Genomic DNA, 14,275 nt, shown 5'->3' with positions numbered 1-14,275 from the left:
TTTTTAGATTATCTTCCGTTAATAAAATTTCGAAGTAGTTCTTTGCCTTCTTCAGACCCAAAGGATTCCGGATGGAACTGCACCCCTTCTATTTTAAAGGTTTTGTGGCGTAATCCCATAATCTCACCTTTTCCTTCACCTGAAGAAACACGAGCAGTCACTTCCAAATCTTTTGATAAAGAAGATTCTTTTGCCACTAGTGAATGGTATCTCATAATTTCAATATTCTGTGTGAGACCTGAAAATACACCCTTACCGTTATGCTCAATCGGAGATAATTTTCCATGCATTGCAACATTTGCACGAACTACTTCTCCACCAAACACAGTAGCCATTCCTTGCATACCCAAACAAATTCCTAAGATAGGAGTTGTTTTTCCTAATTCTTTTAAAATATCAGCACTCACTCCAAAATAGGCTGGGTCTGCTGGATGGCCTGGACCAGGAGATATGATTATTTTATCATAGTTAGCTTGTTTGATTTCAGAAAATGATTTTTCATCATTGCGAATCACATCCAATCGAAATGGAGTTTCTCTTTCTTCTAAAATCTCGCCAATGATTTGGTATAAATTATAGGTAAAGGAATCGTAATTGTCTAAGATAAGAACTTTCATTTTGTTTCCCTACCCTTTTCCTTTTGATTCTGTAGGTATTGGATCTTTGTGTAAATCTAAAGCCTTACGAACGGATGCCATTTTATTTATGATCTCTTGGTATTCATCTTCCGGTTTGGAATCATAAACAATACCACCTGAAGCTCTCACAAATCCTTTTCCATCATTTACAAAAAAACTTCTAATTGGAATGGCAAATGTACAATCACCATTGAACCCAAAACTCCCCACAGCTCCACCATAAGGCCCGCGTGGAGATTTTTCAATTCGTTCAATGATTTTCATGGATTCTATTTTGGGTGCACCTGATAAGGTCCCAGCTGGAAAGGATGATGCAAGACCAGAGAACATATCTTCCTTCGAAGATAAAATACCTACCACTTCACTTGAGATATGTTGTACATGTGAGAAACGTTTGATATCAAACCTTCTTCTCACTTTTACAGTTCCAAATTTTGCAACTCGACCAATATCATTCCGATGGAGATCGATCAACATATTATGTTCTGCAATTTCCTTCGGATCCATTAAAAGTTTTCTTGCAAGGATTGTATCTTCCTTTGCATCTTTGCCACGTTTAGTGGTGCCTGCAAGAGGGAAAGATTCCATTTCCCCTTGTCTCAATCGGAATAATAATTCCGGACTTGCACCAAGAATCACTCGTTTATCAAATTTCACATAATACATATGAGGTGATGGATTGATATCTCGAAGGGTTTCGTAAATGGCTAATGGATTACCTTCTACTGAATATGTTTCTTCAAAACCAATTTGGCATTGAAACGTATTTCCTGCTTTGACTTCCTCTAATGCTTCTTCCACCATTTGTTTGTGTACGTCTTTGGAAAGACCATCACTTACAATGGAAACTTTTGCTTTTGGTTTTTTGGTATTTGGTTTTTCCAATGAGCCTAGGATTGATTTAACAAGGTCAATGCGATTGTTCCCGTTATCAAAATAGATGAGTTCACCTGTAAATTTATCATAAATTAGGCCATCTAGATACATACCGAAGATCATAGCTGGAAAATCAGGATGTGGTTTTAAGTGTAATTTGGGTTCGAAGAACTGCATACTTTGGTAACCCAAGTATCCAACCAAACCTCCCGCATAACTAATGCTTAATGAATTATAATCTGTAATGTTTCGGAGAGCAAAATAGGGATTCTCAACGTTGTATGGTTTCCCATCAATTTCGAGAACACCTGGTTCGCCTTTGATCAGATGGGAAGGATCAAATCCAATGACAGAATACCTTGAGTCGTACTGGTTATCTCCCGCTGATTCCAAAAGAAAACAATTCTCGTATTTCTCTTCAATTTCCCGAAAGAGTTCCCAAAACTCGATCCCTTCCGGTAAACTTAAAGAAGTGTAATTGGGTTTTTTAGGAATGGAGATTTTCGGAAGTGATTGGCTCATAGTGTACTCAATGTTTGTTACCAAGATTCATTTTGAATCAATTTTAGAAATAAAAAAGGCAGGAGCCGGATTCCGGAACCTGCCTTTTCTGGCTGAGGATGAGAATCCTGAACTTATAGATTTTTGTTTGCGAAATCCCAGTTTACCAAATTCCAGAATGCTTCTACATATTTTGGACGAGCATTACGGAAATCAATGTAGTATGCGTGTTCCCAAACATCGATTGTTAAAAGGGCTTGCAGACCATCTTTGAGCGGGCTACCAGCATTGCTTGTATTCACGATTTCAAGACCATCGCCTTTTTTCACGAGCCATGTCCAACCAGAACCAAAGTTTGTCACAGCAGATTGTGTGAACTTTTCTTTGAATGCATCAAAAGATCCAAAGGATTTTGTGATGAGGTCTGCTACTGCCCCTTTAGGAGCTCCTCCACCGTTTGGAGAAAGAGAGTGCCAATAAAAAGTATGGTTCCAAACCTGAGCGGAATTGTTAAAAATTCCTCCAGTGGATTTTTTCACGATGTCTTCTAAACTTGCATTTTCGAATTCTGTACCTTTGATGAGGTTATTTAAATTGGTAATGTAAGTTTGGTGGTGTTTTCCATAATGAAACTCTAAAGTTTCTGCTGAAATATGGGGAGCGAGTGCATCCTTTGCATAAGGAAGTTCTGGGAGTTTATGTTCCATGGTGGTCTCCTGATGGATCTAAGTGTATTTGTATTTTGTCTCTAGTCTCATTCACAAAAGCAAATCGTAAACTAAAAAAGTAGAATGATTCTAATCATTCTCTCTATCAATTTCGACTGACGGTAGAACGAACTGTCTTCAATAAATTTAAAATTTCTGAGTGTAAGACCCCGTTGGATGCTACTAACTCAGGAAGTCCTGTATAGTAATGAACTCCATTTAAGTCAGTTAATTTCCCACCGGCTTCTGATAAAATGACAGAGATCGCTGAAACGTCCCAATGTTTCACTGTTTTTTCCCAAATGGCATCCATAACTCCCTCTGCAATGAAACACACATCCAAAACAAAGGAACCAGTTCGGCGAAAGGAACGTGCATAGGTCAAAAATCCCGACAAATCAGCCATAATCTCTTGGATCATGTGGGCTCTTTTGGTAGGAAGGTTGGGAGAAAAAATAGCACGGTTGAGTTCCGAAACACGCGATGTGACAATTGGTTCGCCATTTTTAAAGGCACCTTCTCCCATCACAGCGGAATACACAGATTCTTGAGGTGGGACAATCACCACTCCTCCGACCGGTGTGTCTCTGTGTTCTAAACCGAAAGAGATTGCATAGAGAGGAAGTCCTCTCACAAAATTCATGGAACCATCCACAGGATCGAGAACCCATTTAAACTCTCCACCATCGATGGGTGGTTTGTCTTCGCAAAGAATTCCATCTTTGGGAAAGGATTTCTGTAAAAATCGAATGAGAATATCACCTAACTTTCCATCTGCGGCATCAATTCTTTCTTTTTCATCTGCATCTGTATCAGATCTAATCGCAGATACTTCTCTTTGGATTTTTTTAGCTTCATGGATGATTCCCATGGCATTTGCTTTAACATACTCGATGCGTTTGATTGTCTCATCGACAGGGAAATTGATCGTTGGTGAAGAGATACCCATTGTAATTACTTATCCATTATCGGTTAAATTTTGATTCACTTTCCATAAAATATTCCCAGACTTAGAAACGGTTCTTTCAACTTCGAAGGAAGAAAGATATTCATGAAAAGATTTTAGTGTTTCTTCTGGAATGGTTTGGTTTGTATTTTCTAAGATTTGATAAAATTTCTTAAATTGGTAAATTGTCGTTGGAAGACTTGGATTTAAAAAACGTAACGAAAGAGAAAGGTAATCAATACCAATAGGACTATAAATCCTCCCCAATTTCCAAATGTCTGTCGTGATTCCTAACTCTTCTCTGATTTTAGATTCGGTATCAGAAAAGTCGATTTCATCAAAAATTTCAGAAAATTTCCGAATTGGTTTGTTTTCGTCTCTTTCAGATTCAACACGAAACTCTCCTCCTTGGAATCGTTTCGCTTCAAAATCAAGAACGTTTTCGCCCTCTTCCTTAAGCGTTTTAATCGGTATAACCTTAACCTGAAAATACAATCGATCTGTTACAATCGTTGGTGTCATATTTTGAGAACCAGCTCGTTTGACTTCCTCTGATTTGGCACCACCCAAATATAACATATCAACAGAAAATACATATAAAAACTGGTAAGGTCCAAACATCATTGGCCTGACAAAAAACAATTTACCAGTTTCTCGTTTTGGCCTCGGTTCAGGTAACAAACTTGTACCTTCAACTGCTTCTGGTAAAAATTTAATAACAGTTTGAACAAAATCCTTGATATCACCAAACTCTGGATCCGTGATAGATGTTCCATGGATTGTAAAACGATCAGAAAATTGAATGTAAGGTGAATGTAAATTATCTACATAAACATCCCCGACTTTATTTTTTCCTGAAACATCTCCCAACATTCGATTGATGGATCTATAATCTTGTACTTTCATTTCTCGTTTTCAAATATGATTCTATTTTTCAATTTTTTTGATTTTATATCCAAAAGGTTTTAAGATAGATAAACCAGCCAATTTATATTGATTCGAATGGTTCATTGTAATTTCATAATTAAAACGTTTTCCCTCTCGGATATGCCTTTCAATTGTGGAACCAAGTAAACCAAATCGAACTCCTGCATCTTTCAGAATCCGACGATAGAGAAGGACAAAACTTTCAGGCGTTAAGGAAGTTCCTACATAATAGACCTTTCCTTTTCCAAATTGATTCACTGTGATGGCTGGTTTTCCTGAATAGAATTTCTTTTTGTCACGGTAACGTGCTAAAACTTTTGCCGTTTTTGGTTCCAAAATTTCGCAAAATTTGGAACCCTTTAATGGCCAAACTCCCATTCGAATTCCTACCTTAGTTGTGGCAGGCGCTTCAAATTGAAATACTTCTACTCCTGCCATCTCAGCAAACACACCAGGAACAGGTTCTTCTACCATCCAGTGGTCTTTATCCTTAATTCCCGATCGATACCCTAAAACCAATGTTCCACCTTGTTTCACATAGGATTTTAATTTCTCAACAATCGTAGGATCGAACATTGTATAAAGAGGAAGTGTGAGAACTTTGTAATTTGACCAATCCATATCGGCATGAATTGGTAATGAATGTGCATTTACATTTAATACATTCGTACCAGCAAACCAAGTTGCAAGTTCTATATCATATCCCACTTGAGCAAATGGAACTGGCGCAAAACGAAGGCCATCACTTAATGGTTGGTGTTTATAATTTCTTGAGTTTTCAATATCATGTAGGATCGCAACCGTTGCTGGGTAAGGTGAATCAGCAACATCTTCCGCAAATTCTTTGATATCTTCTATGGTTTGTTTGAGTTCATAGTATTTGGAAGTTTTTCGTTTCCCATGATCTAAAATTCCATAACATAACTGTTCTTGTCCAAACCTTGCAGTGCGGTAACGAAAAAAATAAATTTGATTGGCACCATTGACAATCGCTTGTGTTAACCAAAGTCCAATTTGGCCAGGAGGTGGTAGATAACCTAACGTATCATGGCCTTGTACACCTGAGAATTGTTCCATCACTGTATATGGTTTGTTTTTAAGTCCTCGTGAATATTGTTGGGTGGCGGTGACCAAAGGATGAGGGTATGGTTCTTGTTGGTTCCCCCAAACAGGATAATTGTCCCAAGACACATAATCTAGTTTTTTGAACATTTCGTACATATCTGTCACAGGTAAAAAAGGTGAAGGATATAAATTAGTAGTGAGTGGTTTTCCTTTGCTGTACTTACGAAGGATCTCCGCTTGAAAATGGATGTAGGAGACTAGTTCATCTGATTGAAAACGGTAGTAGTCTTGGATCATTGCAGGATTATAATTACTCGCTACATGTGCACCCGGGAGTGGGATTTGGTTCCAATCTGAATAAATCACACCCCAGAAAATATTCCCCCAACGTTTGTTAAACGAGTCTAAAGATTTATATTTTTGTTTTAACCAGACTCTGAAATTTTTTTCTGCAAGTTTTGAATAATCTACATCTGATCCTTCATGACCAGGTTCATTATCAATCTGCCAGCCTATAACTGCAGGATGGTTTCCAAAATGTTTTGCCATCGCGGTGACAATTCGTTCTGTAGCTTTTTTATAAGCAGGAGATGAAAAACAAGCTTGGCGTCTTGTACCGATCCCGCGTATGATTCCATCTTTTGAAACTTGTACAATTTCCGGAAATTTTTGGTACAACCAAGGAGGGAACGTTGCCGTAGGTGTGCCTAATATAGCAGTCATACCATGGCTTTGAATTTTTTCTAAAACTGCATCAAACAAGGAAAAATCATATTTACCTTCTTGGGGTTCCATGATTCCCCACGCAAATTCTGCGAGGCGAACCGATGAAAGACCCATTTCTTTCATGATTTTAAGGTCTTCATCCCAGTCCTTAGGGTTCCATTGTTCTGGGTAATAACAGGCTCCAAAGATCATATTTTTCCTTTTTGCGATTGCAGAATCTATCTTGTGACACAGACTGAATCAGAAAACACCCCTTTCAATCAAATAATGTCTGACAAAGTTATTTTAGGAATCTCCAATACTCATCATTACCGATTTACCATTGTAAATCTAACCGAAACAGCTAAGGAACCTATGTTTCTACATTCTCTTAACAAAGAAATGTCTGTTTTTTTATCCAAAACCATGATGGGAGCCCTATTCCTCGCGGAAATGACGAAGAACCAACAGAAAGTCAGCATCCAATGGAAAGATGAATCCAATAAACAAGCATTAGCCTATAGTGATCGTTATGGAAAAATGAAATCCGTTGCTTATTCGACAACCCATGCGGAAGGAGACATTCGTAACGAATTTATCTTGGGCCAAGGGATTATGAAAGTCATCCGTTGGGATTATGAATCCGATACCTATCAATCCTACACCAATTTGATAGAAGATACGTTTGAAGCTAACTTCATTAAATACCTCACTGAATCAGAACAGATCCGAGCTTTAGTAGGTATGGATGTAACACCTTTTGATTTTCCAGGAAATGATTTTTCCGCAAAAGGTATTTTCTTTGAAGCATTGCCAGAAGCAACTGAAGAAAGTTTTGTGTTTTTACGAAATAAAATTGATTCACTTATTACAAAGGAAGCGTTTTGGAATCTTGGGATTGATTCGATGTTAGAAACATTGGAGAAAGAAATTGGTTCTTCATTGGAAGTTCTCAGTAAAGAGACACCTGAATTCTTATGTGATTGTTCTAGGCATAAAGTTGCTGATATCATCGCATCTCTAGGGGAACAAGAAGCAAATTCTATCATCGATGAGATGGGTAAAATCGAAATCACTTGTGAATTTTGTCGAACAGCCTACCAATTTGATTCCTTCGATGTGGAGAAATTTTTTAAACAATGAAATCGAATTTTCTCTCATTGAGAGAATCTGAGTTACAACCTGTTTTTTCTACTTTGGACACCATCATCGATTCTTTTCTAATCCAAGGAAAAAAACCTATCCTTCTATTTTCGGGCGAAATGGGTGCGGGAAAAACTACATTCATTCGAGAATGGTTTTCCCGTTATGGAACAAATAGTTCAATCAATTCTCCTACATTTTCACTTTATAATATTTATGATTCGCATAAGATGCGTTTGGTACATTTTGATTTATACAGAATTCATTCTTTGGACGAATTAGAGAATTTGGGATTTGAAGAAATCTGGGGGAAAGAAGATGTAACAGCCATTGAATGGTGGCAAAAGGCCGAAACCCTCCTCCCAAAGGAAAATCGAATTTATATCACTATCACATCAGAGAATTTTGAGAATCGTTCCTATACCATCGAATGGTCGTCTGAGGAAGTTAGATGAATCTATTGTATTTTGATACAACACAAGATTGGATTCAAGTTTTAGTTGGATCCAATGATGGATTTTCGAATATGAAAATCGATGCACAGATCATGGAAACCTCACCAAAAGAAGCTTCGTATCGTTTGGTAGAAATGATTCAAAAAGTACTTACTCAAGCCCAAATCAAAAAACCTGATATCATCATAGTCCCCAATGGTCCTGGATCCTTTACTGGAATACGAATCACAGTGACGACAGCGAGAGATCTAGGACAATTATGGGAAATTCCTGTAATGGGATTCGATACGGCTCATTTCTATCTAATTGGATTAAAAGAAAACAATTCTCAAATTGAATTCCAGAATCCAAATCAATATACAAACCAAAAATCGATCATTTGTTTAGATGGAAAACAAGGGAAATACTATACAAAGTTTTGTGATGGTGTTTTTTTTAGTGAAACAAAAGACCAAACTCCAGAGGAAATCAGACTTTGGCTAGAAACTGAGAAAATAACACCTAACAATTGGTACTATACGGGAATATTGCCTAGTTTTTATCCAAAAGATGCTATAAAAATTGAAGCGACAAATCTAAATTTATCGTCTATACTGCAATATAGTTTCGAACAAATGAAACAATCTAACCTTAATGATTATACTTATTTAACACTCCTTCCCAATTACATCCGTGGGACATATGTAGATCAAAAATGAATTTATGGATACCTATAAAATACAAAGAAAAATCATCGAATACCTAGACCAAAAAGCTGGTAAAGATATCACAAGACAAGAGATCAAAAAAAAATTCACCGAATCTAGTGAATTCAAACGACCCGACCCAAATTCAAAAAAAGTAAAATCTTTTAAACGAAAAGAAAAAGTTCCAAGAAAGGAAATCGAATTTCTCATCGATCAACTTTGTAACCTTCTAGAGGAAGAGGGTTTACTCATCCCAAACAAAAAGTATTTCACTGTTGCGAATCCGTTTCGACTTACTGGTCGAATTTCAATTTCAAGACGTGGTGATGGTTTTATTTCCTTACCCTCCAAAAATGAAATTTTTGTCCCTGGGCCACTCACAAACACAGCGATCACAGGTGACAAAGTAGAAGTAATCCCACTTGGTGTTGGTAAAAAAGATCGTTTAGAAGCAGAAGTAACCAAAGTTCTCAAAAGAGGTCGTATTCTCTACCGAATGAAGGTAAGAGAAAAAACAAACAAATTTGTGTTTGGAAATTTCTTAGATATGTTAGGAGAGGGAAAAGAAGGAGTCTTACATGTTAAATCCATCCTGAAGGATAGTTTTGATGCCATCAATATCAATGATGTATTGATAGTTAAGTTAAAAGAAGGTGCAGAACCCCAAGACAACCTTTACGATGTAAGTTTTATACGTTTTGAATCGGATACAAAGGAAGATTCTGACTTACAAAGGATCTTAATGAAATACAATTATGATCCAGTTCATCCGGATTTTATTCCTTTAGATTTTCCTGAGGAAGTATCAGAAAAAACAGTCTCCGATTGGAATAGCCGAACTGACCTCCGCGATTTATATGCCGTCACAATTGATGGAATCACAGCAAAGGATTTTGATGATGCTATCAGTTTTGTCGATGAAGGAAATCGACTGCGAATTTGGATTCATATTGCTGATGTTTCCTATTATGTAGAGAAAGGATCAGCTTTAGATAAAGAAGCATATGAAAGAGCAACTTCGGTATATTTAGCTAACCGTGTAGTTCCAATGTTACCTCCAATTCTTTCAGAAGACCTATGCAGTCTCGTTGCGAATACCAATCGATTGGCGTTCACGGTCGAGATGGAAGCAAGTAAAACTGGTGAAATTTATAACGCAAAATTTTATAAATCCATCATTAAAGTGAAACAACGTTATACCTATGAGATGGCGGAAGAGGAAATCAAAGCCCAAGATCCAAATAATTGGATGTACCAAGTTTCTTTATTCACTGATGCTCTCCGGAAACAACGGATGAAAACAGGACGGATTGATTTAAATCTTCGCGAAACAACAATCACATGGAATGAACGAAAAGAACCGATTGGAATAGAGAATAGAGAGCGACTTACAAGTCATATTCTCATTGAAGAACTCATGTTATCCGCAAACTTAAAAGTAGATGAATTTTTGAGAAAAAAGAAAATCCCAACTCTTCATCGAATCCACGAACCAATGGATGAAGAAAAGCTTGAAACATTGAATCATTTTCTCCAACTGAATGGATACAATGTACAAATCCATGATACGAGTTATGCGGAAATCATGAAGGCAGTAAAAGAAATCCAAGATAATTCCGTCGGAAAAATTTTCAATTATCTACTCCTCCGAAGTTTTATGCAGGCGTATTATGGTGCAGACCCACTTGGACATTGGGGATTAGGATTTAAAGACTATTGCCATTTCACTTCTCCCATCAGACGTTATCCTGATCTAATCGTTCATAGAGTTCTGCATGCAACATTACTCGAAGGTGAAAAAGAATATTCAGACAATGAAATTGCTGTTATGGGACTTCATTGTTCTGAAGAAGAGAGACGTGCTGCTGATGCAGAGCGAGACATTGTTAAAATTAAGTCATTTCGTTATTTAGAATCCACTGGGATCAAAGAATTTAAAGGATTTATCGTTGGAATAAGGCCTTCTCAAATCTTTGTGGAACTTGATATTTCAAATTTGGAAGGAGTGCTCGATAAATCAGAGTTTACTGATGAGTTTGAAGTAGTGATCAAAAATGATTTTTCCTTCTATTCTAGAAAGTATTCAAAAATCTTTTTTATCGGAGATCCTGTGACTGTTAGTTTGGATCGAATAGACTTTGAGGAAATCAAAGTATTTTTAAAACTCAAAGACTTTAAAAAGGATGAACCTACCTTAAAGAAAAAATAAATATTTTACCGAATGGATCCTAAAAGGATACATTCGGTATTTCATTTCGTCTCCAAATTTTCCTGAAAAATTTCCTATCCTTCACCTTGATTGATAAAATTTTATCAATGATCATATCTTCACTTATATTGTATTGTTCCATCAAATCTTTGTTTAATGATAATTGCGAATGGGTGACCCAATTGATAAGCGAAACTTTGTTTCTTTCAGATTCAGGAAGAAGTTCATTCACATTAGCAAAAAATGTTTCATGGGTTAAAAAGAGTCCATTGGATATTTCCGGCATTGGAGCTGCACCATGATCAGCCGTAATTAACAAAACAAATTTATCGCCATAGTGTTTTCTTAAAAATTCAAAGATTGTTTCAATTTCTTTATCTGTTGCATGTAAAACTTGTTTTGCCTCATGAGTTTCCCACCCATACAAGTGACCAACAGCATCCGTTGCTTTTAATGTTAAATATGCTAAGTCAGTGATTCCATCTGTATGTTTGTTTTGTTTTAATATCGTTTCCTCGATTGTATCTCGAAATAAAGCACCATCCATTTTTACCTGGAATTCAGAAGCTTGGAAATGGTGAATTTTTGAAAGTAAGTCAATTGGATCCTTTGCATCAAAATGTGTCTTGATTGAAGATTTATTTTCTAAATAAAATGAATACAGATTATATTTCTGTGAAGCCAAAGGTAATTGGAACGCATTGGAATAAGTTGACCAAGCTAATTTTTTCGCATCTTGCCAATATACATAATCAGCATCTGGAGTGACTGATTGGCTTGCACTTTCACTTTGTTTGTATTCTTTACCGTGACCAGCCATTCCAACAGCAGCACGATTCGCATAACAATGGCTAATAATGACTGGAAGATTATTCTGAGATAGATCCCACTCATCAGAAAAACTCGCAGATTGTAATTCGCTTAAATCAAAGTTTTTATTCATTCCTTGGTAAACTGGTCGATGGTTCACTTTACCTTCAACATAGGTATAAATTTCATTTGAGAAGATTTTTGCATCTTTAGGAAAAGTTCCTGTTCCGATCGCCATATGTCCCACCGCTGTATGGGATTCTAAATGAATTACTTTTCCCTTTTTAAAGTAAGTTGAATTTGAAGACAAAGACTCCAAAAATGGATAAGATCCTTTGTGTGCCTTATAGAGTTGTCTACCACCCTGGTCTACAACAATCGTAACAATGATTTCTGGTTTTACATCTGTATTTTTAAAAATCTTATTAAAAGCATGTAAAGGTATCTGATTTATAAATTTATAATTTAAGATTTTTGCATAAATAGATGGAATGTGTTGTTGGAAAATTTCATCTGAATACACTCCATTTTCAAACCATTTTGGTCCATAAATCCAAATTGGAATTTCAGTATCGTATGAGTATTGTGTATAGTGAGAAGTATAATTGACTTCCTTTGAAAAATGTTCCTCTTCAGTATCTAAATTCCAATCAGAATTGAGCTGGTCCCATGATAGTTCATGTTCTGCTAAGATATTTTTGATTTCTTCTTTTGAATAATGTGAAAGAGTGATTGCGTCTCTTGCTTCCCTATCAAATATATTAAACGGATAAGGTGCAAGAATCAGATCTGTATCAGGTTGCATGGAAACAAAAGCTGCGCGTTTATAGTCCTGTTCCCATTTGCAACTAGATAGTATAAAATAAATTCCAATGGCAAATAAGATAAATAATTTTTCCTTCACACTATTATTCACAGTTTCATTCCTTTCTTGCTACACTCTTCCAGATTTTACGCCCATTCGGCAAGTGAGAATTAAATTTGTCGGTGATCTAATGTGCCATTCTTCTCAGATCACTTCTTATCTTGATGTGAAAACTAAAACATATGATTCCTTTAAAAGTTTCGAATATGTTGCAGAATCTTTACAAAATGCAAATCTAACATTAGGTAATCTAGAAACTACCATTACTGAGAAATCAAATGAATATTCAGGTTATCCAAGATTCGGAACTCCTGTTGGATATTTGAATGGTTTAAAGAATGCTGGTTTTGATATTTTATCTACTGCAAATAACCACTCAGCTGATAAAGGATCTTACGGAATCGACACCACAATCCAGAAAGTAACTGAGTATAATATGATTCCAATTGGTTCTTATGTTTCTCCTGAAGATTTCCAGAAACGAAAAGATTTAATTCAGGATGTTAATGGGATAAAAATTGCAATTTACAATTATACATATTCTACGAATGGAATTCCTGTTCGTGATGGGCGTATTGTCCGCATCCTAAATGAAGATCAAATTCGAAATGATGTAAAGTTCGCAAAAGAACAAGGAGTTCATTTTATTATCTTATGGTATCATTACGGTAATGAGTATGACGAATCTCCCAATCATTCTCAGCAAAAATGGGTCAATATTGGAATGGATGCTGGAGCCGATATTATTATCGGTGGCCATCCTCATGTTGTGCAGAAAATAGATTTTCACCAAGATCCTAACACGAATGAAGATAAACTTATCGCCTATTCTTTAGGAAACTTCATTTCAGCGCAGAACAGACAGTATACGGATGGAGGTATTATTTTATCATTTGTTTTGGAAATTGGAGATCAAAATCAAAAAAGAATACTCAATCTTGAAAGTGAACCTGTTTGGGTCAATCCACGCGATTATAAAATCATTCCGATAAACAAATACAGGAATTTTGAACTTCCAACAAAATTACCAAAACATTTAGAGAAACGGATGTATGATTTTGATTCACATATCCGCAAAATTCCTGGATTGGGAATCAATTCATTCTAAATTGTGAATTTCGTTTTTAATTTCTTCATAGCCCTTACCTGCTCGAATCAATTCTATTGAATCATCATTAATTTGGATCATGGTGGATAACTCTGTTTTTACAATTCCCCCATCCACAATTCCTTCAACGAGATTGCCATAGATTGCATCTAGATCATCTATATCAATTATGAATTCATCATTGCTAAAAGCCGAAGTTGAGGTAAGAGGAGAATCATGAATCTTTAAAAGCTCTTGTAAATATATATGGTCTGGAATACGAATGCCAATCTGTTTATCTTTATGATGGGCAATGGAGGGTTTTGGTAAATTCTTATTCGCTTTTAATACGAATGTAAATGGACCAGGAGTTACACGTTTCATAAAACGATAAGCAGAGTTAGGTAAATATTCGATAAAATGGGATGCCATTGAAATATCTTTGCATAAGAGGGAAAGAGGTTTGTCTTTTGGCAATTTTTTGATCGAGTATATTTTTTCTACTGCTGTCTTTGAATGAGCATCGGCTATGATCGCATAAACTGTATCTGTAGGGAAAATATAAATCCCTCCATCCTTCAACCTTTCTGAAATTTGTTTCAGTTTGCGAACTTCAGGATTTTCTGGATGGAGATAAATGATCATAGAAAATTCT

Annotated in this window: 13 protein-coding genes; 5 read left to right on the top strand and 8 right to left on the bottom strand. The window is 36.2% G+C overall.

Going from position 1 to position 14,275, the window contains the following annotated elements; genetic code table 11:
- Positions 1-8: 8 nt before the first annotated feature.
- The 6 genes from ND812_RS03135 to ND812_RS03110 all read right to left on the bottom strand — a co-directional run bounded on the left by ND812_RS03135 (position 9) and on the right by ND812_RS03110 (position 6,578).
- Complete coding sequence (locus ND812_RS03135) at positions 9-617, bottom strand: anthranilate synthase component II (RefSeq protein WP_265374233.1); 609 nt, start codon at positions 615-617, stop codon at positions 9-11.
- Between the two features lie 9 nt (positions 618-626).
- Positions 627-2,036: an anthranilate synthase component I family protein gene (locus ND812_RS03130; RefSeq protein WP_265374232.1), complete on the bottom strand. Its 1,410-nt coding sequence runs from the start codon at positions 2,034-2,036 to the stop codon at positions 627-629.
- Between the two features lie 113 nt (positions 2,037-2,149).
- Complete coding sequence (locus ND812_RS03125) at positions 2,150-2,722, bottom strand: superoxide dismutase (RefSeq protein ID WP_265374231.1); 573 nt, start codon at positions 2,720-2,722, stop codon at positions 2,150-2,152.
- Positions 2,723-2,828: 106 nt separating this feature from the next.
- Positions 2,829-3,671 carry an inositol monophosphatase family protein gene (locus ND812_RS03120; RefSeq protein ID WP_265374230.1) on the bottom strand — a complete coding sequence of 281 codons (843 nt, stop codon included), beginning with the start codon at positions 3,669-3,671 and terminating at the stop codon, positions 2,829-2,831.
- 9 nt (positions 3,672-3,680) lie between these two features.
- Positions 3,681-4,574 (bottom strand): LIC_10030 family protein, encoded by an 894-nt coding sequence (locus tag ND812_RS03115; protein ID WP_265374229.1) that lies wholly within the window; start codon positions 4,572-4,574, stop codon positions 3,681-3,683.
- Positions 4,575-4,595: 21 nt separating this feature from the next.
- Positions 4,596-6,578 (bottom strand): beta-galactosidase, encoded by a 1,983-nt coding sequence (locus tag ND812_RS03110; RefSeq protein WP_265374228.1) that lies wholly within the window; start codon positions 6,576-6,578, stop codon positions 4,596-4,598.
- A gap of 75 nt (positions 6,579-6,653) precedes the next feature.
- Between ND812_RS03110 and ND812_RS03105 the strand changes: the two genes are divergently transcribed.
- Genes ND812_RS03105 through ND812_RS03090 form a run of 4 tightly spaced genes read left to right on the top strand, consistent with a single transcriptional unit; the run spans position 6,654 to position 10,858 of the window.
- Positions 6,654-7,508 carry an Hsp33 family molecular chaperone HslO gene (locus ND812_RS03105; protein ID WP_265374227.1) on the top strand — a complete coding sequence of 285 codons (855 nt, stop codon included), beginning with the start codon at positions 6,654-6,656 and terminating at the stop codon, positions 7,506-7,508.
- A complete protein-coding gene (gene tsaE / locus ND812_RS03100) occupies positions 7,505-7,963 on the top strand; it encodes a tRNA (adenosine(37)-N6)-threonylcarbamoyltransferase complex ATPase subunit type 1 TsaE (RefSeq protein WP_265374226.1) in 459 nt (152 codons plus the stop codon). The genes ND812_RS03105 and tsaE overlap by 4 nt, the downstream gene beginning before the upstream one ends.
- Complete coding sequence (gene tsaB / locus ND812_RS03095) at positions 7,960-8,661, top strand: tRNA (adenosine(37)-N6)-threonylcarbamoyltransferase complex dimerization subunit type 1 TsaB (protein WP_265374225.1); 702 nt, start codon at positions 7,960-7,962, stop codon at positions 8,659-8,661. The genes tsaE and tsaB overlap by 4 nt, the downstream gene beginning before the upstream one ends.
- Before the next feature lie 4 nt (positions 8,662-8,665).
- A complete protein-coding gene (locus tag ND812_RS03090) occupies positions 8,666-10,858 on the top strand; it encodes a ribonuclease R family protein (RefSeq protein ID WP_265374224.1) in 2,193 nt (730 codons plus the stop codon).
- A 19-nt stretch (positions 10,859-10,877) separates the two neighbouring features.
- Here the strand turns inward: ND812_RS03090 and ND812_RS03085 are convergent, their stop codons facing one another.
- A complete protein-coding gene (locus tag ND812_RS03085) occupies positions 10,878-12,584 on the bottom strand; it encodes an alkaline phosphatase family protein (protein WP_265374223.1) in 1,707 nt (568 codons plus the stop codon).
- Positions 12,585-12,636: 52 nt separating this feature from the next.
- Between ND812_RS03085 and ND812_RS03080 the strand changes: the two genes are divergently transcribed.
- Complete coding sequence (locus tag ND812_RS03080) at positions 12,637-13,641, top strand: CapA family protein (protein WP_265374222.1); 1,005 nt, start codon at positions 12,637-12,639, stop codon at positions 13,639-13,641.
- Here the strand turns inward: ND812_RS03080 and ND812_RS03075 are convergent.
- Positions 13,633-14,265 (bottom strand): L-threonylcarbamoyladenylate synthase, encoded by a 633-nt coding sequence (locus ND812_RS03075; protein WP_265374221.1) that lies wholly within the window; start codon positions 14,263-14,265, stop codon positions 13,633-13,635. The genes ND812_RS03080 and ND812_RS03075 overlap by 9 nt on opposite strands.
- Positions 14,266-14,275: the final 10 nt, after the last annotated feature.

Origin of the sequence: Leptospira limi (assembly GCF_026151395.1) — a bacterium.
GTDB classification, from domain to species: Bacteria; Spirochaetota; Leptospiria; order Leptospirales; family Leptospiraceae; genus Leptospira_A; species Leptospira_A limi.
This window is presented reverse-complemented; position numbering and strand designations above follow the sequence as displayed.